This is a genomic window from Ruegeria sp. B32 (genome assembly GCF_025141855.1).
Classification (GTDB): domain Bacteria; phylum Pseudomonadota; class Alphaproteobacteria; order Rhodobacterales; family Rhodobacteraceae; genus Ruegeria; species Ruegeria arenilitoris.
The window spans coordinates 93,438-118,875 of record NZ_CP081106.1; the positions used below are offsets into that span (position 1 = coordinate 93,438).

The 25,438-nt window shown below is 62.9% G+C and carries 31 protein-coding genes; 16 read left to right on the forward strand and 15 right to left on the reverse strand.

Annotated features, from left to right (window positions below):
* The first annotated feature begins 35 nt into the window (after nucleotides 1-35).
* Together K3752_RS00495 and K3752_RS00500 are read left to right on the forward strand one after the other, a co-directional pair.
* Entirely contained in the window at nucleotides 36-1,748 is a 1,713-nt protein-coding gene (locus K3752_RS00495; RefSeq protein ID WP_260064052.1) for a tetratricopeptide repeat protein, read from the forward strand.
* A complete protein-coding gene (locus K3752_RS00500) occupies nucleotides 1,738-2,559 on the forward strand; it encodes a 4-(cytidine 5'-diphospho)-2-C-methyl-D-erythritol kinase (protein ID WP_260064053.1) in 822 nt (273 codons plus the stop codon). Before K3752_RS00495 ends, K3752_RS00500 begins: the two co-directional genes overlap by 11 nt.
* Here K3752_RS00500 and K3752_RS00505 read toward each other — a convergent pair.
* Nucleotides 2,552-3,550, reverse strand: a complete 999-nt coding sequence (locus K3752_RS00505; RefSeq protein WP_260064054.1) for a polyprenyl synthetase family protein — start codon at nucleotides 3,548-3,550, stop codon at nucleotides 2,552-2,554. The genes K3752_RS00500 and K3752_RS00505 overlap by 8 nt on opposite strands.
* A gap of 56 nt (nucleotides 3,551-3,606) precedes the next feature.
* Between K3752_RS00505 and K3752_RS00510 the strand changes: the two genes are divergently transcribed.
* From K3752_RS00510 to K3752_RS00520, 3 genes are all read left to right on the forward strand, one after another.
* Nucleotides 3,607-3,822, forward strand: a complete 216-nt coding sequence (locus K3752_RS00510) for a DUF2007 domain-containing protein (RefSeq protein WP_260064056.1) — start codon at nucleotides 3,607-3,609, stop codon at nucleotides 3,820-3,822.
* Nucleotides 3,819-4,592: a tRNA1(Val) (adenine(37)-N6)-methyltransferase gene (locus tag K3752_RS00515; RefSeq protein WP_260064058.1), complete on the forward strand. Its 774-nt coding sequence runs from the start codon at nucleotides 3,819-3,821 to the stop codon at nucleotides 4,590-4,592. Before K3752_RS00510 ends, K3752_RS00515 begins: the two co-directional genes overlap by 4 nt.
* 120 nt (nucleotides 4,593-4,712) lie before the next feature.
* Complete coding sequence (locus K3752_RS00520; RefSeq protein WP_093963770.1) at nucleotides 4,713-4,877, forward strand: YdcH family protein; 165 nt, start codon at nucleotides 4,713-4,715, stop codon at nucleotides 4,875-4,877.
* Here the strand turns inward: K3752_RS00520 and K3752_RS00525 are convergent.
* The 10 genes from K3752_RS00525 to K3752_RS00570 form a co-directional block, all read right to left on the reverse strand.
* Nucleotides 4,874-5,740: a DMT family transporter gene (locus K3752_RS00525; RefSeq protein WP_170391830.1), complete on the reverse strand. Its 867-nt coding sequence runs from the start codon at nucleotides 5,738-5,740 to the stop codon at nucleotides 4,874-4,876. The genes K3752_RS00520 and K3752_RS00525 overlap by 4 nt on opposite strands.
* A complete protein-coding gene (locus K3752_RS00530; protein ID WP_170461014.1) occupies nucleotides 5,737-6,684 on the reverse strand; it encodes a transcriptional regulator GcvA in 948 nt (315 codons plus the stop codon). Before K3752_RS00530 ends, K3752_RS00525 begins: the two co-directional genes overlap by 4 nt.
* Before the next feature lie 298 nt (nucleotides 6,685-6,982).
* Nucleotides 6,983-7,705, reverse strand: a complete 723-nt coding sequence (phbB, locus tag K3752_RS00535) for an acetoacetyl-CoA reductase (RefSeq protein ID WP_093963512.1) — start codon at nucleotides 7,703-7,705, stop codon at nucleotides 6,983-6,985.
* A gap of 186 nt (nucleotides 7,706-7,891) precedes the next feature.
* Nucleotides 7,892-9,067 carry an acetyl-CoA C-acetyltransferase gene (locus tag K3752_RS00540; protein ID WP_093963511.1) on the reverse strand — a complete coding sequence of 392 codons (1,176 nt, stop codon included), beginning with the start codon at nucleotides 9,065-9,067 and terminating at the stop codon, nucleotides 7,892-7,894.
* Between the two features lie 196 nt (nucleotides 9,068-9,263).
* Nucleotides 9,264-10,097, reverse strand: coding sequence for an EAL domain-containing protein (locus K3752_RS00545; RefSeq protein WP_260064059.1), 834 nt, complete (start codon nucleotides 10,095-10,097; stop codon nucleotides 9,264-9,266).
* A 101-nt stretch (nucleotides 10,098-10,198) separates the two neighbouring features.
* A complete protein-coding gene (locus K3752_RS00550) occupies nucleotides 10,199-10,390 on the reverse strand; it encodes a hypothetical protein (RefSeq protein WP_260064060.1) in 192 nt (63 codons plus the stop codon).
* A gap of 92 nt (nucleotides 10,391-10,482) precedes the next feature.
* Complete coding sequence (locus tag K3752_RS00555; protein WP_260064061.1) at nucleotides 10,483-11,454, reverse strand: sterol desaturase family protein; 972 nt, start codon at nucleotides 11,452-11,454, stop codon at nucleotides 10,483-10,485.
* The gene (locus tag K3752_RS00560) at nucleotides 11,451-11,837 is read right to left on the reverse strand and encodes a hypothetical protein (protein ID WP_260064063.1); all 387 of its coding nucleotides are present in this window, start codon (nucleotides 11,835-11,837) and stop codon (nucleotides 11,451-11,453) included. Before K3752_RS00560 ends, K3752_RS00555 begins: the two co-directional genes overlap by 4 nt.
* A 59-nt stretch (nucleotides 11,838-11,896) precedes the next feature.
* On the reverse strand, nucleotides 11,897-12,226 hold the full coding sequence (locus tag K3752_RS00565; RefSeq protein WP_149776981.1) for a hypothetical protein: 330 nt from the start codon (nucleotides 12,224-12,226) through the stop codon (nucleotides 11,897-11,899).
* 81 nt (nucleotides 12,227-12,307) lie between these two features.
* Nucleotides 12,308-12,874, reverse strand: coding sequence for a TlpA disulfide reductase family protein (locus tag K3752_RS00570; protein WP_170440272.1), 567 nt, complete (start codon nucleotides 12,872-12,874; stop codon nucleotides 12,308-12,310).
* Nucleotides 12,875-12,895: 21 nt separating this feature from the next.
* On the opposite strand from K3752_RS00570, the gene argH reads away from it, so the two are divergent.
* The 3 genes from argH (at nucleotide 12,896) to K3752_RS00585 (ending at nucleotide 14,691) form a co-directional block, all read left to right on the forward strand.
* Complete coding sequence (gene argH / locus K3752_RS00575) at nucleotides 12,896-14,287, forward strand: argininosuccinate lyase (RefSeq protein ID WP_260064064.1); 1,392 nt, start codon at nucleotides 12,896-12,898, stop codon at nucleotides 14,285-14,287.
* Complete coding sequence (locus K3752_RS00580) at nucleotides 14,284-14,466, forward strand: hypothetical protein (RefSeq protein ID WP_170342240.1); 183 nt, start codon at nucleotides 14,284-14,286, stop codon at nucleotides 14,464-14,466. The genes argH and K3752_RS00580 overlap by 4 nt, the downstream gene beginning before the upstream one ends.
* Before the next feature lie 69 nt (nucleotides 14,467-14,535).
* Nucleotides 14,536-14,691, forward strand: coding sequence for a hypothetical protein (locus K3752_RS00585; protein ID WP_260064066.1), 156 nt, complete (start codon nucleotides 14,536-14,538; stop codon nucleotides 14,689-14,691).
* 17 nt (nucleotides 14,692-14,708) lie between these two features.
* Here K3752_RS00585 and K3752_RS00590 read toward each other — a convergent pair whose 3' ends face one another.
* Both K3752_RS00590 and K3752_RS00595 read right to left on the reverse strand, forming a co-directional pair.
* Complete coding sequence (locus tag K3752_RS00590) at nucleotides 14,709-15,095, reverse strand: glycine zipper family protein (RefSeq protein ID WP_260064067.1); 387 nt, start codon at nucleotides 15,093-15,095, stop codon at nucleotides 14,709-14,711.
* A 93-nt stretch (nucleotides 15,096-15,188) separates the two neighbouring features.
* Nucleotides 15,189-15,542, reverse strand: coding sequence for a hypothetical protein (locus tag K3752_RS00595; protein WP_170342236.1), 354 nt, complete (start codon nucleotides 15,540-15,542; stop codon nucleotides 15,189-15,191).
* 218 nt (nucleotides 15,543-15,760) lie between these two features.
* On the opposite strand from K3752_RS00595, the gene K3752_RS00600 reads away from it, so the two are divergent.
* The 3 genes from K3752_RS00600 to K3752_RS00610 all read left to right on the forward strand — a co-directional run bounded on the left by K3752_RS00600 (nucleotide 15,761) and on the right by K3752_RS00610 (nucleotide 20,292).
* Nucleotides 15,761-16,348 (forward strand): TetR/AcrR family transcriptional regulator, encoded by a 588-nt coding sequence (locus tag K3752_RS00600; protein ID WP_260064069.1) that lies wholly within the window; start codon nucleotides 15,761-15,763, stop codon nucleotides 16,346-16,348.
* A 98-nt stretch (nucleotides 16,349-16,446) separates the two neighbouring features.
* Complete coding sequence (gene lysA, locus K3752_RS00605) at nucleotides 16,447-17,712, forward strand: diaminopimelate decarboxylase (protein WP_260064071.1); 1,266 nt, start codon at nucleotides 16,447-16,449, stop codon at nucleotides 17,710-17,712.
* A gap of 96 nt (nucleotides 17,713-17,808) precedes the next feature.
* Nucleotides 17,809-20,292, forward strand: coding sequence for a TIGR02302 family protein (locus tag K3752_RS00610; RefSeq protein WP_409233615.1), 2,484 nt, complete (start codon nucleotides 17,809-17,811; stop codon nucleotides 20,290-20,292).
* A 9-nt stretch (nucleotides 20,293-20,301) separates the two neighbouring features.
* Here the strand turns inward: K3752_RS00610 and K3752_RS00615 are convergent, their stop codons facing one another.
* Entirely contained in the window at nucleotides 20,302-21,075 is a 774-nt protein-coding gene (locus K3752_RS00615; protein WP_170372261.1) for a zinc-ribbon domain-containing protein, read from the reverse strand.
* A 181-nt stretch (nucleotides 21,076-21,256) separates the two neighbouring features.
* Between K3752_RS00615 and K3752_RS00620 the strand changes: the two genes are divergently transcribed.
* The 4 genes from K3752_RS00620 to K3752_RS00635 are packed head-to-tail and all read left to right on the forward strand — an operon-like array spanning nucleotide 21,257 to nucleotide 24,162.
* Nucleotides 21,257-21,934, forward strand: coding sequence for a cell division ATP-binding protein FtsE (locus tag K3752_RS00620; RefSeq protein ID WP_260064078.1), 678 nt, complete (start codon nucleotides 21,257-21,259; stop codon nucleotides 21,932-21,934).
* On the forward strand, nucleotides 21,931-22,830 hold the full coding sequence (locus K3752_RS00625; protein WP_260064079.1) for an ABC transporter permease: 900 nt from the start codon (nucleotides 21,931-21,933) through the stop codon (nucleotides 22,828-22,830). Before K3752_RS00620 ends, K3752_RS00625 begins: the two co-directional genes overlap by 4 nt.
* A complete protein-coding gene (locus tag K3752_RS00630; RefSeq protein WP_170360110.1) occupies nucleotides 22,830-23,573 on the forward strand; it encodes a 1-acyl-sn-glycerol-3-phosphate acyltransferase in 744 nt (247 codons plus the stop codon). The genes K3752_RS00625 and K3752_RS00630 overlap by 1 nt, the downstream gene beginning before the upstream one ends.
* A complete protein-coding gene (locus K3752_RS00635; protein ID WP_260064080.1) occupies nucleotides 23,557-24,162 on the forward strand; it encodes a pyridoxamine 5'-phosphate oxidase family protein in 606 nt (201 codons plus the stop codon). The genes K3752_RS00630 and K3752_RS00635 overlap by 17 nt, the downstream gene beginning before the upstream one ends.
* Here K3752_RS00635 and K3752_RS00640 read toward each other — a convergent pair whose 3' ends face one another.
* Complete coding sequence (locus K3752_RS00640; RefSeq protein WP_260064081.1) at nucleotides 24,163-24,756, reverse strand: NAD(P)H-dependent oxidoreductase; 594 nt, start codon at nucleotides 24,754-24,756, stop codon at nucleotides 24,163-24,165. It lies immediately after the preceding gene.
* A gap of 102 nt (nucleotides 24,757-24,858) precedes the next feature.
* Between K3752_RS00640 and K3752_RS00645 the strand changes: the two genes are divergently transcribed.
* Nucleotides 24,859-25,437: a TetR/AcrR family transcriptional regulator gene (locus tag K3752_RS00645; RefSeq protein WP_170342920.1), complete on the forward strand. Its 579-nt coding sequence runs from the start codon at nucleotides 24,859-24,861 to the stop codon at nucleotides 25,435-25,437.
* The last annotated feature ends 1 nt before the right edge of the window (nucleotide 25,438 follow it).

Sequence of the window (25,438 nt, forward strand, 5' to 3'; positions counted from 1 at the left end):
GTTCTGCAATCATAGGCAGACAAGGCAGGTATTAGGTGGTTTCACTGGTTCGTCGCACGGCGCTGGCCGTGTTTCTTGCGACAGCGGCTGTCGTTCCGGTTCACGCGGATTCCGGCGCGGGATCCTATCTGGCTGGACGCCAGGCCATCTATGAAAGCGACTACAAGGCGGCCGAGGAGTACTACTCCAAGGCCCTGATTTTCGATCCGGGCAACACCAAGCTCAAGGAAAGCGTGCTACTGGCGCGCGTGGCGCTTGGCGATGTGGAACGTGCATTGCCGATCGCCGAGGACATGGAGGCGAACGGGCAGCCCAACCAGGCCGCACGTATGGTTGTTTCCGCCAAACTGGTATCTGACGGAAAGTTCGACGAATTGCTGGCCCGTGACCCGGAAAATCAGGGCGTTGGCCCGCTGGTCGATGGGCTGATGACGGCCTGGGCGCATCTGGGCAAGGGCGAAATGACCAAGGCGATGGCGCAGTTCGATGAGGTCGCCCAGCAGGACGGGCTGCGGGAATTCGCGCTGTACCACAAGGCGCTGGCGCTGGCGTCGGTTGGCGATTTCGAGGGGGCCGAGGCGATCTTTGCGGCCGACGACAGTATCGTTGCGCGATTCTCGCGACGTGCAGCGCTGGCGCGTGTCGAAGTCTTGTCGCAGCTCAACCGCAACGACGAAGCTCTGCAATTTCTGGAAAACGTGTTTGCGGCGGGCAGCGACCCGTCGATCGAGTCCTACGTGGACACGCTCAGCGCCGGTGGCACTTTGCCATTCACCCATGTCGGGTCGGCCACCGATGGCGTGGCCGAGGTCTTTTTCTCGGTCGGGGCGGCGTTGAACACCGAGGCCGCACATGACTATGTGCTGCTATACGCGCGGATCGCGACTTACCTCCGGCCCGATCACATCGATGCGATCCTGCTGAGCGCGGAACTGCTTGAGCAGTTGAGCCAGTACGACCTGGCCGCCGAAGCCTATCGAAAGGTTCCCACGGATAGCAGCGATTTCCACGCAGCCGAGCTGGGGCGTGCCGAAATTCTGGCTCAATCGGGGAAACCGGATGCGGCGATCGAAGTGCTGGAAAATCTGGCGGCCCGGCAGCCCAATCTGCCCAGTATCCATGTCGCCTTGGCCGACCTGCAGCGGCGTCAGGAAAACTACGCCGCAGCTGTAACCTCGTATGACCGAGCCATCGAACTGACCGAAACCGGTTCGGGTGGCAACTGGTTCCTGCACTACGCCCGCGGCATCTGCCACGAACGTCTCAAGGCCTGGGACAAGGCCGAGGCGGATTTCAGGCGTGCCCTGGAGTTGAATCCGGATCAGCCGCAGGTTTTGAACTATCTCGGTTATTCGCTGGTCGAGCGGCAGGAAAAACTGGAAGAGGCGCTGGACATGATCGAGCGCGCCGTCGCGATCCAGCCTGACAGCGGCTATATCGTCGACAGCTTGGGCTGGGTCCTGTTTCGCTTGGGCCGGTACGACGAGGCGGTCGAGCATATGGAGCGCGCCGTTGAACTGATGGCCGTGGACCCGGTGGTCAACGACCACTTGGGCGACGTCTACTGGGCCGTCGGGCGCACCCGTGAGGCCGATTTCCAATGGCGGCGCGCGTTGTCCTTCATCGACCCCGAAGATACCGATGGCGAGGCCGACCCCGACCGGATCCGTCGCAAACTCGAGGTCGGGCTGGACGCGGTGCTGGCCGAGGAAGGCGCGGCCCCCCTGAAGGTCGCCAATGGCGACTGAGGCCTTTGCGCCCGCGAAGATCAACCTTTCCCTGCATGTGACCGGACGGCGGGCCGACGGATACCATCAGCTGGATTCGCTGGTCGCCTTTGCCGATGTGGGAGACACGTTGATCCTGTCACCCGGGCCCGAGATTCGCCTGACCGTGACCGGCCCCCATTCCGCCGGGGTGCCGACCGACGACCGCAACCTCGTCTGGCGGGCCGCTCGGGCAATGGGATGGAGCGGGCAAATCCAGTTGGACAAGCTCCTGCCGCATGGCGGGGGAATCGGCGGCGGCTCATCGGATGCGGCTGCTACTTTGCGGGCCATCGCAGGGGAAGACGCGGAAGTTCCGCTGGAAACGGCTTTGGACCTGGGCGCGGATGTTCCTGTTTGTGTACTGGGCAGAGCCGCACGGATGCAGGGCATTGGTGACCGTGTCGCGCCGGTTGCATTGCCCGCTTTGCCCGCATTGCTGGTCAATCCGGGCGTGGCGGTTCCGACGGGGCCGGTGTTCAATGCGCTGGATTCGCGCGACAATCCGGGGATGCCGGATGAGATCCCGGCATTCGAAACGCCCGAGGCCTGCGCTGACTGGCTGGCCGGGCAACGCAATGATTTGCAGGAAGCGGCAATTGGCTTGGCGCCCCAAATTTCAGACGTGTTGCAGGCGCTGGGTGAAACGCGGGACGTTCTGCTGGTGCGCATGTCGGGGTCGGGTTCGACCTGCTTTGCGCTGTACCCGTCCATGAAGGCCGCACATTTTGCGGCCTACGAGATTGGTGTTTCCCAGCCGGACTGGTGGTGTCGCGCCAGCGTCCTCAGCTGAGGCGGGATACGACGTAGTCGGCCAGATCGCCGAGCAGGTCGCGCAATTCGTGATCGGGCAGCGCGGTCAGAGCGGTTTTGGCCTTGGCTGCCCAGGCCAGAGCGTCTGTCCGGGTCTCCTCCAAGGTGCCGTATTTGCGCATGAGGTTCAGGGCCAGGCCCAGGTCTCCATCCTGTTGCCGACCCTTCTCGATCGTGCGCTCCCAGAACGCACGCTCGTCGGGTGTGGCCTGGGCCACGGCCTTGATCACTGGGAGGGTCAGTTTGCGCTCGCGGAAGTCGTCGCCCACGTTCTTGCCGGTGGTTTTGCTGTCGCCCTGATAGTCCAGCAGGTCGTCGGCGATCTGGAAGGCGATGCCCAGCGCGTCGCCATAGGCGAACAGCGACCGGACCTGCTCCTCGGATGCACCGGCGATCACGCCGCCCACCTCGGTCGCCGCGGAGAACAGCGCAGCGGTCTTGCCGCGCACGACCTGCAGATACACGCTCTCGTCGGTGCGCAGGTCGGTGGCCGCGGTCATCTGCAACACCTCGCCTTCGGCAATGGTGGCCGAGGCATTGGCCAGGATGTCCAGAACCCGCAGCGATCCGGTTTCCACCATCAGCTGGAAACTGCGCGAAAACAGATAGTCGCCGACCAGCACGCTGGACTTGTTGTCCCACAGCAGGTTGGCGGTGGGTCGGCCGCGCCGCTGGGCGCTTTCGTCGACCACATCGTCGTGCAACAGCGTGGCGGTGTGGATGAACTCGACCGTGGCGGCCAGGCGGATGTGATGGTCACCGCCATAGCCGAACAGCCGCGCGGCAGCCAGGGTCAGCATCGGGCGCAGGCGCTTGCCGCCGGCTTCGACCAGATGCGCGGTGACTTCGGGGATGCGGGGCGCGTGTTCCGAGGCCATGCGGGTGCGGATCAGAGTGTTTACCGCCTCCATTTCGCCGGCCAAAATCTCGGCCAGTCGCTCATGCGGTTTCGAGATCGTGCTGATCGTCATCACACTCCTGATACAAGGCTCGACTTTCGTCCTGCCTTGCCCTTACATCCATCCCCATGAAAGAACTTCTGCGCAGCACTGATCCGACCATCATCGCCTTTGCAACCGCTCTTCTTGAGGGCGAGGATATAGACTGCTTTGAGATGGACGTAAATATGAGCGTCCTCGAGGGAGGCATCGGAATCTTTCCGCGCCGCCTCATGGTTCGGACCGATGACCTCGAGCGGGCAGAGCGGGTGATGCGTGACAATGACATTCCGCTGGGAAAATGACCGGGTTTCCTGACAGCGCGCTGACTTGCAACGACTTTCTGGGTGGCCGCCTAAAGCTGTGGCAGCCGCGTGACGGTTATCGCGCCGGTATCGATCCGGTGCTACTCGCTGCCGCAGTTCCGGCCAAAGCCGGGCAGTCGGTGCTGGAGCTGGGCTGCGGGGCGGGTGCTGCGGTTCTTTGTCTCGCGACCCGCGTACCCGGTCTGTGCTCGACTGGGATCGAGCTTCAGGCCGACTATGCCGATCTGGCCGCAAGAAACGCGCAATGCAACGAGATTGATCTGTCCGTTCACGTGGCCGACCTGTCCAATATGCCGACTGATCTGCGTCAGCAGCACTTCGACCACGTGATCGCAAACCCGCCCTATTATCGGCCCGGTGCACATAGCGCGGCCGTCGATGCTGGTCGGCGAACGGCGCTGAGCGAGCAGACGCCGCTGTCCGACTGGTTTGATGCGGCGGCGCGCAGGCTGACACCGCGCGGGTACCTGCACATGATCCAGCGCGTGGAACGCTTGCCGGACATGCTGTCGGCCTGCGCGGGTCGGTTGGGCTCGGTAGAAGTTCTGCCCATCGCGCCGCGCATGGGGCGCGGGGCCGAGTTGCTGATCCTGCGGGCGCGCAAAGGGGGACGCGCGGATTTTCGGTTGCATGCGCCGCTGATTCTCCACAGCGGTGACCGCCATGAAAGGGACGGCGACAGCTACACCGACACGGTATCCGGCATCCTGCGCGAGGGCCGACCAATGCCCTGGCCGGACGCCCGATAGGCAATGACCAGCCGAAATTGTCGGATTTGAACAAGAATCCGAGCGTCTGCGGCGTGACAGGCTGGAAATGATGTGATCAACTTCCCATGTGATATTCAGAAACAGAGAAGGAGGATCGCCATGAGCGTAAGCGCACATCTGACGGAACTGAAGAAGAAGCACGAAACCCTCAGTCTCGAAGTGGAACAAGCCCAGCGCTCGCCCGGTATCGACGATCTCCACATTGCTCAACTCAAAAAGAAGAAGCTGAAGCTGAAGGAAGAGATTGAACGCCTGTCGGCTTAATGTCGTAGGCTGGCGCGTGCCGCGATTGCAGCGCCGCCGGTAACAAGCAATGCCGCGATCGCCAGCGTCCAGGACGGCGTGGCGATCCCGGCGACCACAAGCACCAGAGTTGAAAGCAGGGGTGCCGCGTACGAGCTGGTGCCCAACATCTGGATGTCACCGTGCTTGACCCCGATATCCCAGACATAGAACGCCAGCCCAACGGGCCCCAACCCCAGGGCAACGGTCGACATCCAGGCCAGTGCGTCGGGCGGCCAGACTGTCTGCTCAAGGCTGAAATGCAGGATCCACGAGGCGATGGCGGTCAGCACGCAGAACACTGCTACCGAGCTGGTGGGCGTTTGACCCAACCTGCGCGACAATACGGAATACCCGGACCACGTAAGGGCGCACAAAAGCGCCAGCGCATAGCCCGGCAGATGTTCGGCCTGAAACCCCGCGGTTCCGCCGCCAGTGATGATCAGCGCGGCCCCGGAGAAGCCCAGACATGCCCCGAGCAGATGCCCCAGTCGTAGCGTTTCGCCGGGAAGCAACCCTGAGAAAAGCACGATCAGCAAGGGCCAGAGGTAGGCGATCAATCCGGCCTCGGCCGCAGGTGCCATGCGCAGGGCCGAAAAATACAGGGCGTGGTATCCGAACAAGCCAACCGTGCCGAAGGTGAATACCTTCCAACTAACCTGTTTCAGTTGCCCAAGCCCACCGCTGTGCCATGTCCAGATCAAGCCAAGGGTTCCGCCGATCGTGAAGCAGATGGCGTTCAGCAAAAGCGGCGGGGTCGGCGCCGAGCCAACCGTGAACAGCGCCAGCAGTGCCCACAAAAGGACGGCGACAAAGCCGATGGCGGTGGCGCGGTTCTTTGTCATGCGGGTGGGATTTCCTCGACGGGTATGATTTCAAGACCGTCGGATATGTGCGCGGTTTTTTCGATCTCTGCAAGGAACCAATCCCGGAAGGCGGCAATCTGAGGGCGCGTCTCCTCGCCCGAACGGCACAGGAACCGGAAGCGGGCCTTGGTTTCGATGGCGGTTTTGAAGGGCATGACCAGCCGGCCTTCGATCACATCCTTGATGATCATCGGGCGCCGTCCCAACGCGACGCCGACACCCGCCACCGCGGCATCAATGGCGTGATCCGCGTTCGAGAAATGCGCGCCATGGGTCGGCGTGAAGTCCACCCCGACCGCGCGAAACCAGGCGGGCCAGTCACAGGGCGGGTTCAGGAAGTTGATCGAGTCATCGTGGATCAGCGGCGCTTTGGTCAGGTCCTGCGGCGTCGGAAACCGGGCCGCAAGCTCGGGCGTCATGACCGGCGTCAACCACTCTTGCCGCACGGGAACTGAATACAGCCCGTCATCCTGCCCATACCCGAACCGGATCGCGACATCCACGTCGTCGCGCTCGAAATCGAGATTGCGCAGCGTGGCTGAGAATCTCAGGTCGATCTCGGGATGGGCGCGGGCGAACTCGTAAAGGCGGGGGGCCAGCCATTTGGCTGTCAGGGCCGGCCCAGCGGTCACTGTCAGTGTTGTGTTGTCCTGCAGGCGGCGGGTGGCCGACCAAGCCGCCTGCAGCGCAGCAAACCCTTTTTCCGTGCCCGGGGCCAGGGTTCGTCCGGCCTCGGTCAGCTCGACCGCACGGTTCAATCGGCGGAACAGCGGCTGGCCCAGATGCTCTTCCAGAGACTTGATCTGAAACGACAGCGCGGCTGGTGTCACGTTCAACTCGTCTGCGGCCTTGGCAAAGGACATATGGCGGGCGGCGGCGTCAAAGGCCCTGAGGGCGGTGAGTGGGGGAAGTCGGTCGCTCATCTTCACATAAGATTTTCTAAACTGAAGGCGGAAAAACTCTCGTTTGTAACTATTAAAAACAACAGGCATGTTGAATGCAAGTCAAGCTCACCTTTAGTAGAAGGGAAAAGCCATGATCGAGATGACGACCAATCCTGCCGCACAAAAGGCAATTCTGCGCGCTCATCAAGAGCGCGGCAAGGCGATCCGGAGTTTCTGGAAGTGGGTTCTGGGTTCCCGCTGAACGCTGCGCGCGCGTTCTTACGGGATCAAAGGAGGGCCGACCCGTTGGGTCGGCCCGTTTTCATATAAGCCGCGATCAGACGAAAAACTGCGCGCCGTTGGCCGAAATCGTCGACCCGTTGATGAACTGCGAATCTTCCGAGGCCAGGAATGCGACGCAGCGGGCAATTTCCTCGGGCTCGCCCAAACGGCCTGCGGGGATCTGACCGATGATGGCTTCACGCACCTTTTCCGGAACGGCCATGACCATCTCGGTCGCGATGTATCCGGGGCAGATGGCGTTTGCGGTGATGCCGGCGCGCGCGCCTTCCTGCGCCAGGGATTTGACGATGCCCAGATCACCGGCCTTGGTGGCGGCATAGTTCACTTGGGCGAACTGGCCCTTTTGCCCGTTGATCGAGCTGATCACGATCACCCGACCGAACTTGCGCTCGCGCATCCCGGGCCAGACGGGGTGCACGGTGTTGAACACCCCGGTCAGGTTGGTGTCGATCACCTGGTGCCATTGTTCCGGTGTCATCTTGTGGAACGGCGCGTCGCGGGTGATGCCGGCATTGGCGACAACGATGTCGATTGGGCCGAGCTCGGCCTCGACCTTTTCGATGCCCGCCTTGGACTCGTCATAGTCGGCCACGTTCCATTTGTAGGTCGCAATGCCGGTTTCCTCGGTGAACTTGGCCGCGGCTTCGTCATTCCCCGCATACGAGGCGGCTACATTGTATCCTTCGGCCTTGAGCGCTTTGGAAATTGCTGCGCCGATGCCGCGGGTGCCGCCGGTTACGAGTGCTGTACGTGCCATTTAGGACTCCTCCAAATTTAATCGTGTTGGTAATTCTGTTACTCTGAGAGATTGAGTTGCGCAATATCGTTTCGTCGCGAGATGGCTCTTTCCGTTTGGTGATATTGTCGCATCCTAGGGATATTCCCGGAGTGTAACAAAAAAGGGCGCCCATTGGACGCCCTTATTCGTGACTTGTCAAAGCACTTAGACGCGCTCCACGCACAGGGCGACGCCCATGCCGCCTCCGATGCAGAGGGTTGCCAGGCCCTTTTTCGCGTTCCGGCGCTTCATTTCGAACAGCAGCGTGTTCAGAACCCGGCAGCCGGATGCTCCGATCGGGTGGCCGATGGCGATCGCGCCGCCGTTCACGTTCACGATCGAGGGATCCCAACCCATGTCCTTGTTCACGGCGCAAGCCTGTGCCGCGAAGGCCTCGTTGGCTTCGACCAGATCCAGATCGTCAACCGACCAGCCGGCCTTTTCCAGCGCCTTGCGCGAGGCATAGATCGGTCCGACACCCATGATCGACGGGTCCAGCCCGGCGGTCGCATAAGACGCGATGCGGGCCAGCGGTTCGATCCCGCGCTTTTCGGCGTTGTCGGCTGACATCAGCAGGGTTGCCGCCGCGCCGTCATTCAGACCCGAGGCGTTGGCCGCAGTCACCGAGCCATCCTTCGTGAAGGCTGGACGCAGCTTGGCCATCGCCTCCATGGTCGCGCCGTGACGGATGTACTCGTCACTATCCATCACGATGTCGCCCTTGCGAGTCTTGATGGTGAAGGGCACGATCTCGTCCTTGAACTTGCCGGCCTTCTGCGCGGCCTCAGCCTTGTTCTGGCTGGCCACCGCGAACTCATCCTGCATATCGCGGCTGATCTGCCACTTCTCGGCCACGTTCTCGGCGGTCTGGCCCATGTGGTAGCCGTTGAACGCATCCCACAGGCCGTCGCGGATCATGGTGTCGATGTACTTCATGTCGCCCATCTTGTGGCCCGCGCGCAGCGATGCGGCGTGGGGCGACAGGGTCATGTTTTCCTGACCGCCCGCGCAGACGATCTCGGCATCGCCCAACTGGATGTGCTGAGCGCCCAGTGCGACGGCACGCAAGCCTGAACCACAGACCTGGTTGATGCCCCAGGCCGCGCTTTCCTGCGGCAGGCCGGCGTTGATGTGCGCCTGGCGTGCGGGGTTCTGGCCTTGGGCGGCCGTCAGAACCTGACCCATGATGGTTTCGCTCACCTCGGACTTGTCGATCCCGGCGCGTTCCACGACGGCTTCGAGGACGGCAGCGCCCAGATCATGTGCGGGGGTGTTCGCAAAGGAACCGCCAAAGCTGCCGACGCCCGTGCGTGCGGCGGATGCGATTACTACGTTGGTCATACAGTCAATCCTTTACCGTCAAGGTCCTGTGGGAAATCTGACGGCGCAGGTCGCACAGAGCCTCTCTGGCGATGCAAGAGCGCCTCGTGATCCCCCGCTCAAGCACTTTCTGCCATAGCGCAATGCTGCACGTGCAGCAACGGACAGCTTGTCTCATGAGAAAGCCTCGGCTGGATTGCGCCCAAGGGAATTGGGTTCAACTTCCTGTTTTGGCTTCTTTTTCCGGTTGCCACGGGGCTTTCACCGTCGGAGCGCCGAATAGGTAGCCCTGCAGACAGTCCACACCGCTGGCCACCAGAAACTCGGCATCTTCACGCGTTTCGACCGATTCGGCGATGACCAGAATCTCGAATTCACGGGCGACGGCGATCAGCGCGCGCACCAGCGCCTGATTGTCCGGGTTGGTGCTGACACCCCGTACGAACTGCCCGTCGATCTTCGCCGCGTCAAAGAAGAACTCGCGAAAATATCTGAAGCTGAAGTTGCTGGCACCGAAGTCATCCAGCGCAAAAGCGATCCCGCGGTCCTGAAGCCGGTCTATGAAATCGATCACCAGTTCGGGAACCTGCATTGCCGAGCTTTCGGAGATTTCGAGGATAAGCCGCTCGCCCAGCGTTTTGTCCCGCTTGAGAAACCGGTCCAGGATCCGCGACCAGCGCGCGTATCCGATCGAGCGTGCGGACATGTTGACCGAAAGCCGGATTTCCGGATTGCGAGACAGGGCGCGCAATCCTTTTTCCAATGCTATGCAGTCCAATTCCCGGCCGATTGGTGTGTTTTCCACCTGCGGCATGAACTCCCGCGCGGGGATCACACGGCCGGTTTCGTCCAGCACGCGGATGAATGCCTCATAGAAGGCAACGCCGTGCGGGTCTCGTGCTTGCATGACGGGCTGGAACGCCAGGCGGCATTGCTGATGCTTGACAGCCTCGGTCGCCATTTGAACGGTCGAAGTATCTCGCGCGGCGACGGCCGAATTCAACGGGCTGTCCCCACCCTCTGGCAGATCTGCAAAGTCCTTTTTCCGCATCGACGCCGAATCCCCGCACGTTTCCGAAACCGGTCAGCACGTAGTTTCGGATCGTACCCGTGAATTTGCGGTTAATGCGCGTCGGGAAACAGTCGGCGGGATCAGCGGGTCGTCTGGGCTGCGTGGCGCAATTCGACTACGGCGCCAATCACGGCGCCCAGGAAGCCTGTGCTCACCATAGCAACTCCAAGCATCATCACCGCCGGCGCAGGCTGCTGGCCAAGGGCGCTGAGCATCGCGATTACCAGGCCCAACAGGCCGGTTGCGGTGAAGATGGCTGTAACGCGGGACATGGTGGAACTCCGACCGAACAAACTTGTCACTTGTCCGGATATGGAGCACGCGCGCCGGAATTCAAGCGCCCGCCCGGCAGACGCCGCCAGTCTCAGGCCTGTTTTGCCTGTTGGTTGGGCAGGTTTTCGTCAAATTGCTCGAAACCGGGCGTTCCGCGATCTTCGGGGTGGCGGGCCAGGTGCTTGGACTTGATCTGCTCGGAGCTGTCGCGGCTGCCGTCATGGCTGTAGCCCGGCGGGGCAAAGCAATAGGCCAGCCGCTGTTTCAGGGTCAGGCCCGGCTGGGTCGCGTCGCGCCAGATGGCCACCCATTCGTGAAAGGCCACCCGCAGCGGGTTGAAGGTGCCGATATTGTGCACCAGGCCATAGTCGACCCGGTCGTGCTCCTGCTCGGGGACGAAGGTGCCGAACAGCTTGTCCCAGATGATGAACACCCCGGCATAGTTGCAATCCAGATAGCGCGCGTTGCGGCCGTGGTGGGCACGGTGGTGGCTGGGGGTGTTCATGACCGCCTCGAACCAGCGGGGCATCTTGCCGATGGCTTCGGTGTGGATCCAGAACTGGTAGATCAGGTTCAGGCCGCCGCAGAACAGCACCATCGCCGGGTGGAACCCCAGCAGGATCAGCGGCGCGCGCACGACCATCATGAAGGTGAAGGTATAGGTCCAGGTCTGCCGCAGGGCGGTCGTCAGGTTGTAGTGCTGCGAGCTGTGGTGGTTTACATGGCTGGCCCAGACCCAGCGGATGCGGTGCCCGAACCGGTGCACCCAGTAGTATCGCAGGTCATCCAGCACAAAGCACAGGATGATCACCGGGATCGATGTGCCCAGATCCAATGGCGTAATCTTCCACAGCAACATGAAGAACCCATAGGCGATGAAGCCCAGCAGGAATCCGGACGCGATGTTGCCCGCTCCCATGATCAGCGAGGTCACGGCGTCGCGGGTTTCATACCGCCCGCCACGGCCCTTCATGGCGATCCACAGAAATTCGGCCAGGATTGCGGCGATAAAGAACGGCACGGCCCATTGGACGACATCGGGAAAGCTGATCTGGTCGGTCATGCGGGCTCCAGCAGGTGGCGCCAGTGGCGGCGCTCGGTTTCATCAAGGCGGACGGTGACGCCGGGGGTGGCGAAGTCGTGGAACTGGACCTCGATGCCCTCGGGGTGGTCGATCCAGTCGAAATCGCGCAGGTGGCGGGCCACTGTATCGGCGCCAAAGGACCACAACAGGCCCGGCCCGGTCTCGGTGCGCAGCAATGCGGCGTGTCCGCCATGGGCCAGGGTGACGTCGATGATGGTGTCGTCGGGGAAATGGCGCACCCATTCGGCGCGCGCGGTATCGGCGCTCAGCACGCGCAGGCGCGATTTGCCCGTCAGATGCAGCAGCGCGGTGATGCCGGCAATGCCTACGACCACCAGAACCAGCAGGATTTCCAGCGGCATGATGTCCTCCCGCGGACAGAGTGCAAGCGGGGTCAGGCCCTGTCAAAGGTGGCGTTGCGTCAGGGGGCATCGTGCGGCTCCAGCAACTCGTGCCGGACAACGCGCTCGACGAAGGGCACCAGCCCTTCAGGCCCCGAGGCGCGATCCTTGAGGTGAATGCAGATATCCGGTCGCCGCGCCGCGATGATGCCCACCAGTTCGCCGCGCACCTTGTCATCGAGGCCCGCGCCCATGATCGCGCAGGCGATGCGCGGTTCGGCGTCCAGTTGCCGCCGCACCTCGTCGGGATCATGCGCGCCCAGCCACCGGATCGGAAGATGGTCCAGTTGCCGCGCCACGTCGCCGATCACGTTGGGCAGCCGGCCGATCAGCAAAACCACCGGTTTCATCTCAGCCTCCTGTCTGTTGCCAATGAAAAACCGGCCCTGTTCAGGCCGGTTCCAGTCTAGCACAAAAGGCCCGTCAGGTGGTCAGCTTTCGGGGTTCAGCAGGGCCGCGATGATCGCCTTGGCACTGTCCGAGTTCCATTCGGCGTCGCCGATCAGCCGCGCAATTTCCTGGCCGTCGGGGTCGATGATCACGGTGATCGGAAGGCCGACGATGCCCATCTCGCGTGCGACGGCCTGTTTCGGGTCTTGATGGCGGGGCAGGTTGGTGATGCCGTTTTCGTCAAAGAACTTCTTGATCCCCGCGGGCGAGTTTCGCCCGGTGGCCAGTGTCAGAACCTCGAACTGGTCTCCGCCGAATTCCTCCTGCAACTCGGCGATCTGGGGCATCTCTTTTCGGCAGGGCGCGCACCAGGTGGCCCAAAAGTTCAGCAGAACGTATTTGCCGCGATAATCTGCCAGCGTGGCGGTACCGCCGTCATCTTCCAGCAGGAATTCCGCGTCCGAGACCGGTTTGGGCTCGGAATGCAGGATCAGGCGTTTCAGGCTGCCGTCGCGCAGGTCGGCCAGGGCCTGCGTGTCGGCGGCCAAAGCGGCATTTGCACCCAGCGCAAGGGCCATATAAAGGGGGATCAGACGAAACAGGCGCATATCAACTCCGGGTTTTCCAGCATGACCGAACAATCCTCGAACCAGATGTGGGGCGGCCGCTTTGCCGCCGGACCAGACGCGATCATGGAGGCGATCAATGCCTCGATCGGGTTCGACCGACGGATGGCGGCCCAGGACATTGCGGGCTCGCGTGCCCATGCCGCCATGCTGGCCGCCACGGGCGTCATAAGTGATAGTGATGCCGAGGCCATTCGGGAAGGGCTGCTCACCGTTTTGTCAGAGATCGAACGCGGCGAGTTCCAGTTCTCGACCGCGCTGGAAGACATCCACATGAATGTTGAGGCGCGGCTGAAAGAGATCATCGGCGAACCCGCTGGCCGCCTGCACACAGGCCGCAGCCGCAATGACCAGGTAGCGACCGATTTCAAACTGTGGGTCCGCGATCAGCTGGACGCCGCCGAATCCGGCCTGCTGGCCCTGATCCGCGCGCTTTTGGCGCAGGCCGAGGCCGGGGCCGATTGGGTCATGCCCGGATTCACCCACCTGCAGACCGCGCAGCCGGTGACCTGGGGCCACCACATGATGGCCTATGTCGAGATGTTCGGCCGCGACCTCAGCCGCGTGCGCGACGCGCGGGCGCGGATGAACGAATGCCCGCTGGGTGCTGCGGCGCTGGCCGGCACCTCCTTCTCGATCGACCGCCACATGACGGCGCGGGCGCTGGGCTTTGACCGGCCCGCCGCCAACTCGCTGGATGCGGTCAGCGACCGGGACTTCGCGCTGGAATTTTTGTCGGTGGCCTCGATCTGCGCGGTGCACCTGTCGCGGTTCGCCGAAGAACTGGTGATCTGGTCCTCGGCCCAGTTCCGCTTCGTCACCCTGTCCGACCGGTTCTCGACCGGCTCGTCGATCATGCCGCAGAAAAAGAACCCCGACGCCGCCGAGCTGATCCGCGCCAAGGTGGGTCGGATCTTTGGCGCCAACACGGCGCTGATGATGGTTATGAAAGGGCTGCCGCTGGCCTATTCCAAAGACATGCAGGAAGACAAGGAGCAGGTCTTTGACGCCGCCGACAACTGGATGCTGGCGCTGGCCGCGATGGAGGGCATGGTCAAGGACATGACCGCCAATCGCGACAGCCTGGCCGCTGCCGCCGGCTCGGGCTTTTCCACCGCGACCGATCTGGCCGACTGGCTGGTGCGGGTGCTGGGCCTGCCCTTCCGTGATGCGCACCACGTCACCGGATCGCTGGTCGCCATGGCCGAGAAGAAGGGCTGCGACCTGCCCGATCTGACGCTCGAGGACATGCAATTGGTTCACGCGGGCATCACGCAGGATGTCTATTCTGTCCTTGGCGTTGATAATTCGGTAAACTCGCGCCAGTCCTATGGCGGTACGGCCCCGGACCAGGTCCGGGCGCAGATCGCCCGCTGGAAGGAGATGCTGGAATGACAACCTTGCGTGTGATTGCCCTGATCGGGGCCGCCTTTGCTTTGGCGGCCTGCGGCGCCGACGGAGAGCCCGTCCAGCCGACCCTGAACGCCAATGTGGGCGTTTCGACCAGTGGCACATATGTAAGCGGGGGCGTCGGCCTGCACCGAGGCCCCCTCAGCGTGTTTCTGGGGATCTGAACGCTCTGTGGTTGAAAGCGACGTGCCAGTCGCCATTTAGCAAGTGATCCAACTAATGAAGGCAGCGAAATGAAACCACTCGGCCTTATCCTGTCGCTTGCCGTGCTGGCGGCCTGCGAAACCACGAATCCGCCGCGCTCTCAGCCAGTAGAAGAGCCCACGCGCTCGGGGGCTGGAGTGTCCGTATCCGGATATGCGCGGGCCGGGGTGTCGACGAATTTCTGAATGAGCGCTTGATGCGCTCAGCCGGCCACAGGGTGCCCGCGCTGCCGCAGACACTCGATCAGAATGTCACGCCGGGTGTTGCGCATCTCGGCGGCTCCGGCGACGGCACTTGCTGCTGATCCCACCGCTGCGCCGGCTATGGCGCCTTCTGTGTTTCCAACCGTGTCGTCCGAAATACCTGCCAATGCGCCGACCCCGGCGCCTATCAAGGCCTGTGTCCGGGTTTCCGGGTTCCACAGGTCCTGAGACTTGGCCAATGCTCGGCACTGGTCCAGATCAGCGGCGTAAGCCGGGCCCGGCTCGGCAGACAGGACGGGTTGGTGTTGGGCACCGGTGCCGCTGCATGCGGCTGTGACCAGGGCCAGCGGCAAGACGGTCAATGTGAAACGTTCCTTGAACAGCATGAGTTGTCTTTCTTTGTAGGTATTACGGCGGGACCCGGCGCCACCTCCTGTTGCTGTGGCTTCGGGCCGTACACGAGTGCGCGCCGGGCGGGTTCAGAGGTGGCCCAGGCCACGATGAGCCAATGCCAGGATGTAGAAAGCCAGGATGAAATCCAGAATCTCGACCAGTCCCAGCATCAGCGGAATCGGGTCGGGTGATGTGGGGAAGACATGACCCAGGTCCAGCAGGACCACGAAGATGTACCCCCAGGCCGCCACGATGGCGCCCCAGCTTGCCGTTGCCGAGCCGCGCAGCATAGCCACCGCCGACCCCACGGCCAGCAGGGCAAGCGCGATCAGAAAGGCGTTGAAACCCCAGAACACCGTTCCACCCAGCCCGGAAAAGTCCCGGGTCTCGATCGGTCCGCCGGGGACGAGCGTGACAAAGCTGGCGACGAGGACAAGCATCAGTTTGGCGGCTGTTGCCGTGGGTTGGGACGCCATAGGCCGTGTTGGGCCGGCGTTGATTTGTGACGAATGCACCATGACAGAATCCTTTTAATGACTGGCGGGTCACAAATGGAGATGGCGTTACTGACCGTCAAGTCATTAAAAGATTGAATTTGCGTGACGCCGCGTACAATCTGGGTCAAGAGGGGCGCGCCGGAAGAAAATCGGGGGGCAAGATGCCGAAGATCGTCGATCGCGAAGAGATGCAGGGGCGGATATTGGATGCCGCCATGGCCTGCTTTCTGGATCAGGGCTATCACGCCACCAAGATGCAGGACGTGGCCCATCAGGCCGGGATGGCCAAGGGCACGTTGTATCTGTACTTCCAAAGCAAGGAGTCTTTGCTTCTGGCGTTGCTGCAGCGGTATTTCGAGGATATCCGCGCTCGCATCAGCGACATACCGGCCCCGCAGACGCTGGACCAGTTCATGACCGGGCTGCGTCTGTCCATGCCTGCCGACCGTCTGGCGGCGACGCGGCTGTTCTTTGACGTGCTGGGCCCCGGATTTCAGGACCCGCGCGCGGCCGAGATCATTGGCGGGTTCTTCGCCTGGCTTGCCGATCATTACGCGGCTCACTTCGCCCCCTTGATCCGCGCGGGGGAAATCCGCAGCGACCTGAGTGCGCAGGCCGCCGCGCAGGCGGTGACGGCGATGCTGGATGGATTGGTGATCCATCTGGCGATCTTCGGGGGCGATGAAAGCGACTTTGAGGCGCGGCGCGAGGCGACCCTTTCGTTGCTTGAGGCCGGCCTGCGCGGATAAGCCGTTGTGCCCGACTTCTGTGCGGTTCGCACCGGATTGCATGCCCGCGATGCAAATCCCGTTGATCCACAGGCCTGTTTTGGTCTAAGCGCGCAGATATGGATCACTTTCTCTACCGCGACGGCGTTTTGTGCGCCGAGGACGTCCCGGTCGCCGAGATCGCGGCTGCGGTCGGCACGCCGTTCTATGTCTATTCCACGGCGACGCTGCTGCGGCACTACAACCTGTTCGACGAGGCGTTGGCAGGTACCGACCACGTGGTCTGTTATGCGATGAAGGCCGCCAGCAACCAGGCCATTCTGAAAACGCTGGCGCAAGCCGGCGCGGGGATGGACGTGGTTTCGGGCGGCGAGTACCTGCGGGCCAAGGCAGCGGGTGTGCCGGGCGAAAAGATCGTGTTCTCGGGTGTCGGCAAAACGGCCGAGGAAATCCGCATCGCGCTGACCGGCGGGATTCGCCAGTTCAACGTCGAATCCGAGCCCGAGATGGAGGTGATCAACGCCGTCGCGCAGGACCTGGGCGTGATCGCGCCGATCACCGTTCGCGTGAATCCGGACGTCGACGCCAAGACCCACGCCAAAATCGCCACCGGTAAATCCGAAAACAAATTCGGCATCCCGATCGTCCGTGCACCCGAGGTCTATGCCCATGCGGCCAGCCTGCCCGGCCTGAAGGTGGTGGGCATCGACGTGCATATCGGCTCGCAACTGACCGATCTGGAGCCGTTCCGCCTGGCCTACTCCAAAGTCGCCGAACTGACCGAACAGCTGCGTGCTCAAGGCCACGACATTCACCGTCTGGACCTGGGTGGCGGGCTGGGCATTCCCTATGCCCGCTCGAACGAAGCACCGCCGCTGCCGTTGGAATACGGTGCGATGATCAAGGAAACGCTGGGCCATCTGGGCTGCGAGATCGAGATCGAGCCGGGCCGTCTGATCGCGGGCAACGCGGGGCTGATGGTGTCAAAGGTGATCTATGTGAAGTCGGGCGAAGGGCGGGATTTCCTGATCCTTGACGGGGCGATGAACGATCTGATCCGCCCGGCCATGTACGACGCCTATCATGACATCGTTCCCGTCATCGAGCCCGCGCCGGGGGGCGAACAACGCCCCTATGACATTGTCGGGCCGGTCTGCGAGACCGGGGATACCTTTGCGAAACAAAGGGCGATGCCACCGTTGAACCCGGGGGATCTGGTCGCATTTCGCAGTGCCGGCGCCTATGGCGCGGTTATGTCCAGTGAATACAACACCCGGCCTCTGATCCCCGAAGTTCTGGTTCATGGCGATCAATTCGCGGTTATTCGTGAACGGCCAACCTTTGACGAAATCATAAACCGCGATACCATACCTGAGTGGCTGTGACGCGATAACCGCGCGGGCCCGACCCGGAGGCCTGACGTGACCGACACTCGCAACCTGCCGATCCCCAGACTGTCCCTGTTGCTGACGCGAACGGGGATGCTGGCCGAGCAGGTGATGCACGCCTTTTGGCCGTTCCTGTCGATTGCGGCCCTGATCATGGCGGCCTTGCTGCTGGGTCTCCACGACCTCGTCGGCGTTGAAACCGTCTGGATCATCGGAGCCGCATCCATTCTGGCGTTGACGGTTGCATTGGTCTGGGGCGCGCGGAGGTTTCGGTTCCCCACCCGCACGCAGGCGCTTGTCCGACTGGACGAGACACTGCCGGGCCGTCCCATTCAGGCATTGCTGGACGATCAGGCCATCGGGGCGATGGACGAAGATTCGCGCGCTTTGTGGCAGGCCCATCAGGCGCGCATGGCCGCCCGCGCCGCGCAGGCCGGACCGGTCAAGCCTGACCTGAACCTTGCCGCTCGTGACCCCTACGCGCTGCGCTATGCGGCGCTTTTGGCGCTGGTGGTCGGATTGCTGTTCGGATCGTTCTGGAAAGTTGGATCGGTCGCCCAGATGACACCCGGCACGGCCGTAGCCGGCCAGGGCCCCAGCTGGGAAGGCTGGGTCGAGCCACCTCGCTATACCGGCCTGCCGACGCTGTATCTGGCCGATCAATCCGGTCCGACGCTGACAGTGCCACAAGGCAGTCGCGTCACTTTGCGCTTCTATGGCGAGGTCGGCGCGCACAGCTTGACCGAAACCAGCTCCTCCGCTTCCACCACGACAGCAACCGATCCGGATCAGGAGTTTGTCGTCGAGCGTTCGGGCCGATTGTCGATCGAGGGCCCTGCAGGACGTGACTGGGGTGTCGAGGTCATTGCGGACGCGCCACCGGTAATCGCCGTAGCCGAACCCGCCACCGCCGAGGCTGGTGGCCAGATGAAACTGCCGTTCTCGGCGCGTGACGATTATGGCATCCTGGCAGGCACCGCGTTGATCGAGTTGGACCTGTCTGCGGTCGATCGTCGCCATGGTCTGGCCGTTGCGCCCGAACCTCGCGACGCGGTCACCGTCGACCTGCCCATGCCGATCGCTGGTGACCGGAGCGATTTCACGGAAGACCTGATCGAGGATTTTTCGGAACACCCTTGGGCGCACCTGCCGGTCAAGATTACCCTTTCTGCCGTCGATGCCGCTGATCAGGTGTCGGAGTCGGATGTCTACCGAACCGACCTTCCCGCTCGCCGGTTCTTTGATCCGCTGGCTGCGGCGGTGATTGAACAGCGCCGCGATCTGCTGTGGTCGCGCGACAATGCCAAAAGGGTGGCTCAGCTGTTGCGGGCTGTTTCGCACCGGCCCGAGGATGTCTTCCGTTCGGAAACCGCATATCTGCGACTGCGCTACATTCTGCGCCGGTTGGAAACCTTTACGGAATTCGGCCTGGGCCCCGAACAGCAGACCGAGATCGCGCAAGCCCTGTGGGATCTGGCGATCCTGATCGAAGAAGGTACGCTCGCCGACGCGCTGGAGCGGATGCGCCGCGCTCAGGAACGTCTGACCGAAGCGATGCAGAACGGTGCAAGCGACGGGGAAATCGCCGAGTTGATGCAGGAGCTGCGTGAAGCGACCGACGAGTATCTTCGTCAGCTGCAGCGACTGGCGCAGGAAAACCCGGACGGCCAGGAGGGCCAGCAGAACCAATCCGGTGAATCCATGCAGATGACGCAGGATGACCTGCAGCGGATGATGGACCGGATCCAGGAACTGATGGAGCAGGGCCGCATGGCCGAGGCCCAGCAGGCGCTGGAGGAGTTCCAGCAGATGATGGAAAACATGCGGGTGACCCAGGGCCAGGGACAGGGGCAACAATCCGAAGGCCAGCAGGCCATGGAAGGATTGGCCGAAACCCTGCGTGAGCAGCAGGGCCTGAGCGACGAGGCTTTCCGTGACTTGCAAGAGCAATTCAATCCCGGCGCGCAGGCCGGTGAAAGCCAGGGCAATGAAGGCCGCTCGGGCGGTCAGGGACGCGGCCAGAGCCATGAGGGTCAGGGCGGCCAGGGCCAAGGATCGGATCAGGCGGGCGAAGGCCAGCAAGGGCAAGGGACTCTGGCTGACCGCCAACAGGCGCTGCGCGATGAACTGAATCGCCAGCAGCAGAACCTGCCGGGCGCCGGAACACCCGAAGGCGACGCCGCACGCGAGTCGCTGGGGCGTGCAGGTCGTGCCATGGATGAGGCCGAAGATGCCCTGCGGAGCGACGACCTTGCCGAAGCGATCGACCGCCAGTCCGAAGCAATGGAAGCGTTGCGCGAAGGGATGCGCGAGCTGGGTGAGGCCATGGCCCAGAACCAGCAGAACCAGCCCGGTCAGGGTACGCAGGAAGGCGACATGCAGGCCAACAACCGCGATCCGTTGGGTCGGAATCCGGGTGCTGCGGGCTCGATCTCGACCGAGGAGAACCTGCTGCAGGGGGATGATGTGTACCGCCGTGCCCGCGAGTTGCTGGATGAAATCCGTCGCCGCACGGGCGAAACCGACAGGCCCAGAATCGAACTGGAATACCTCAAAAGGCTGCTCGAGCGGTTCTGACCGGCAGAGTTATTCGGTCGCGGAGCCAGCCTGCGATTCCAGCCAGATCCGGGCCTGATCGACCATCGAGACATACGACTGCAACACAGGCTCGGCCTGGGGAACTGCCTCGCTGATCTGGCGGGCGTTGCCGTAGATCAGGAACAGGATGACCCCGATGATCAGGATCAGCGCAAAGCCCCGCAGGAACCCGCCCGATTTCCGCGGCGGGGCTTCGGCGGGCTCTGCTGCGGTCGGGGCGTCGTCGCTGCGCAAAGTCGAATTGATGCTGTCCACATCCGGCAGCGCCTCTTTCTGACCGGTTCCCGAGGCGGTTTCGGTCGCCGCAGGAGGTTTGGGCTTGGGGGCCGGTTCCGGCTGCTGATCCAGGCCCAGATCCGGCTGACTTTCCAGGCCGGACCCTTCCTTGGCGCGCAGTTCGGCCTCACGCGCGGCTTCCTCGCGCAGGATTGTCGCAACGGCCGGATCGACGTTGCCGGTCGGAGCGGCTGGCCGGGCTTCGTCCTCGGGCTCGGGATCGGGCTGTTCGGCTTCGACCTGTTCGTCTTCTGCCTGCTCCGGTTCCGGCGCAGCAGCTTCGGCGGCTGGCGGCTCAGACGCATCCGAGGGCGCGCTTTCGGCCGGCCCGTCATCGGTTTCGGCCGCGACAGGCTCAGCCTCCGGGTGTTTGGGTTGGAACCAGGTCTGCTCGCAGCTCGAGCATTGCACGTCTCGACCTTCCTCCGGAATGACCTCATCCGGAACCTCGTACTGGGCATTACAGTTCGGGCATGTTAGTCGCATACTGCCTCCCCGGCCGCTGGCGGCCTGTCGTCGTTTTTCCAAGAATGATAATCCGTTAAGGCGAAACAGCAAAGCGCGTTTTCGGCCCGGTGGATCAAGTGTCGCCAAATGGACTCGGTGCAGGCATTGAAACCGTGGTCGTGCTCGGGCAAGAAGGGCGCAAGCAATATTGAGGGCAGGCGTGATCGAGCTTGAAAATGTCAGCTACAGCTATGGCGGCGGCGAACTGCTGAGCAATGTCTCGGTCCAGTTGCAGCCGGGGTCGTTCCATTTTCTGACCGGCCCGTCCGGAGCGGGCAAAACGACCCTGTTGAAACTCTGCTATGGCGCGTTGCTGGCCAGTTCGGGGCGGATCAGCGCTTTTGACCAGGACATTGCCCGACTGGACCGGGACCAGATGGCCCTGCTGCGCCGTCGCATCGGTGTCGTGCATCAGGACTGCCGGTTTCTGGACCACATGACTCTGGCTGAGAATGTCGCCCTGCCACTGATGGTGTCGGGACGCTCTGTCGAGTCCGAGCAGGAAGATCTGACCGAACTCCTGTCCTGGGTCGGTCTTGGTGGCCGCCTGGACGCACTTCCGCCGGAGCTTTCGGGCGGCGAGCGGCAACGGGCCGCACTGGCGCGGGCGGTCATCCTGTCACCGGACGTGGTGTTTGCCGACGAACCCACCGGCAACGTCGACTGGGAGATGTCCCAGCGTCTGCTGCGTCTGCTGATCGAGCTGAACCACATGGGAAAGACCGTGGTGATCGCCACCCATGATCTGAGCTTGATCCGGGCGGCCAAAAGCCAGGTGCAGGCTCGTGTTCTTCGGATCTCGCAGCGGCGGCTGCAACTGGCGGGGGCGGATCTATGATTGCCGATGACATTCGTGCCCTGCTGCGCCGGGACGCCCGGGCCGATCGCGTGGTGCCGCCAACCGGATTTACGGCGCACCTGACCCTTTTCGTGTCAGGTGCGATGGCCTTTCTGACAGTATTCGCGCTGGCTCTGTCGCTGGCCTCGGGCCGGTTGGCCGATCGCTGGGCCTCGGAATTGGCCGGAGCAGCCACTCTGCGGATCAATGCGCCTGCTGAACAGCGTGCCGCGCAGACCGAGGCCGCTCTGGAGGTTCTGAAACAGACCTCGGGCGTGGCCTCGGCCCGCGCGCTCAGCGCCGAAGAACAGGCCGCGCTGCTGGCCCCCTGGTTCGGGCCCGATCTGCCGCTGGACACGCTGCCGGTGCCGCAGCTCATCGAAATCATCGAGGGCGAACCGGGGTTGGACACGATGGGCCTGCGCCTTCGGTTGGCGGCCGAGGTGCCAGGCGCGGTTCTGGAAGACCATTCCCGCTGGCGCGAGCCGCTGGTCGATGCAGCCACCTCGTTGCGGCGGTTGGGCTGGATCTCGATCCTGCTGATCGGCGGGGCCACGGCGGCGATGATCACGCTTGCGGCCAATGCCTCGCTTGCGGCCAACGCCCAGATCATCGAGGTGCTGCGTCAGGTCGGTGCACGCGACCGTTTCATCGCCGGTGCCTTCGTGCGGCGCTTCACTTGGCGCGCGTTTTTCGGTGCCGTGGTGGGGACGGTATTGGGCCTGACCGGGGTGCTGCTGCTGCCCGAGGCCTCGGATGCGGGCGGTTTCCTGACCGGCCTTGGATTCCAGGGTGCTGACTGGCTACTGCCCGCCGTAATCCCCGTTTTGGGCGCGGCCGTGGCCTTTGCCGCCACATGGTCGGCGGCCCGTCGCAAATTGAAGGAGCTTTCGTGATGGCAATGGCGGTCCAATGGGTGCGCTCGCTGATCTTCATGGTCACGATCTACGCCTGGATGGCGGTTCTGGGCCTGGTGTTCGCGCCCTATGCGCTGTTCTCCAAGCGCGGGGCGCTGCGCGCCTGCAAGACCTATGCGCGCACGACCATATGGCTGGCGCGCTGGATGGTGGGCATTCGCGGCGAGGTGCGCGGCAACGTGCCCACGGGTGAGGTGGTCATCGCCGCCAAGCACCAATCCTTCTTCGACATCATTCTGATCTTTGACGCGATCCCCCATGGCAAGTTCATCATGAAGCGCGAACTGCTGTGGACCCCGATCATCGGCATGTATGCCCGTCGTCTGGGCTGTATCCCGGTCAATCGCGGCAAGCGAGGCGCGGCAGTGGCCAAGATGGTCAAGGACGTTTCCAAAGAGTTTACCGAGCCCGGGCAACTGGTGATCTATCCGCAGGGCACCCGCGTGGCGCCGGGGGTCTACAAGCCCTACAAGGTCGGCACCGCCGTTCTGTACGAGGGGCTGGGCTTCCCCTGCGTGCCGGCGGCCACCAATGTCGGTGTCTTCTGGCCCCGGTCGGGGATTCTGCGCAAACCGGGCCATGCGATCGTCGAATTCCTTGATCCGATTGAACCGGGCGTTGATCGCGACTCGTTCCTGGCCCGGCTGGAAGAGGTGATCGAGACGCGCTCGAACGCGCTTATGCGCGAAGTGGGGTTTGATCCGGATGCAGTACATCAATGACATCACCGCGCTCGAGGCGCTGTACGGCACGCCCGGCGCGGCCTCGATGCGGAAGGTTGCGCGGCAACTTACGCCGCTCTATCGCAAGTGGATCATGGCGTCGCGTCTGTGCGTGCTGTCCACGGTAGGGCCCGAAGGGGTGGATGGCAGCCCCCGGGGCGATGACGGCCCGGTGGTCACGGAACTGGACCCCGGCACCCTGGCCTTGCCCGACTGGCGCGGCAACAACCGCCTGGACAGCTTGCTCAACATCGTGCGCGATCCGCGTGTGGCGCTGATGTTCATGGTGCCCGGCTCGAACAACGTGGTGCGGGTGAACGGTACCGCCCGGTTGACGGCCGATGCCGACCTGCGCGCCCGGTTCGAGAAAAAGGGCAAGCAACCGGCCACGGTGATCGTTATCGAAATCGGGGAAATCTACTCGCAATGCGCCCGCGCGCTGATGCGGGCTGAAACCTGGACCGGCGGCGATCACAGCGCCGGATTGCCGACGGTGGGCGAGATTCTGGCCGAGGTGTCTCAGGGCGAGGAAGGCGGCGCACGCTATGATCGCGAATGGGGCGCGCGCGCCGCAAAGACGATGTGGTGATCACGCTGCCGTCGCGCCCAGCCGGGTGACCCGTGCGATCCATTTCTGGACGCTGTCCTGCTTGGGGTAGCTGGCACCGGAAAACCAGGTGAACCGCGTCGGCTTGAACCCGACAAATCCCAGAACCTGACCGCGCATCTGGTGAATCAATGCCCGGCGGTAAACCAGCCGCATGAACCAGCCCGGCGTGTCCGAGGTGATGATGACGCGCGCCGATCGGCCGTCGAGCATCGGCGCCGGGAATCCCAGTTTGTTGGGATTGCGGGTGTCGAACGTACGGCCGGGGATGAACATCCGGTCGATCAGCCCCTTGAGCTTGGCGGGCAGGCCGCCCCACCACATGGGCGTCGTCAGAACCAGGTGATCGCTCCACTCGAAGTCCTGCAGAACCTGTTCCAGAACCGGCTCCAGCGGTTTGAAATCATGATAGTTGCCCTGTCCGAAATCGAAATCGAACTCCAGATCGCTGAGGTGAACGGTTTTCACTTCATGGCCCTTGGCGCGCGCGGCTTCGGCATAGGTGTCGGCAAAGGTGCGCGACAGGCTGCTTTCGGCGGGGTGACCGTCGAGGATGAGAATTTTCTTGGGGTGCATCGGGATTCTCCTAAAATTGACCACGGTCAGTTTATAGAATCAAAAAATGACCACGGTCAATATTAAATTTGACCACGGTCAAAAAACATGCGAACAAGCGTCATGCAGAAGACGATTCAGAAACGAACCCTGAAGACCCGCGCCAAGCTGCTGCAGGCGGCGGCGGACGTGGTGCAGAAAAACGGATACCAGGCGTTGCGCGTGGAAGAGGTGGTACAGGCCGCCGGCGTGGCCAAGGGCACCTTCTTTGCCCATTTCCACGACAAGGACGCGCTGATGGAGATATTGATCGGCGAAAAACTGGACGCCTGTCTGGATCAGGCGCAGGCGGCGGAACCGCCGAAAACCGTGCCCCAGATCATCGAGGCTCTGGCCCCGGTGCATGATTTCATGATGTCGGAACGCTACGTGTTCGACCTGCTGATCCGCTATTCCGGTGCCGCCGCGATCTCTGAAATCGGGCCGATCGCCTATTGCTTCGAGAAATACTTCCGGATCGTGATGATGTGGCTGGATCAGGCCGAGGTTAGACAGGACGTGTCGACTGACCTGCTGGCCGAGGGCGTGCAGGCCTTTGCCATCCAGGCCATGTCACTGAAATTCTGCGCCCTGCATTCGGCGACCACATTCACCGACCGGCTGGAAACCTATCTGCGGGCGTGGCTGACTCCGGCGGCCTGAC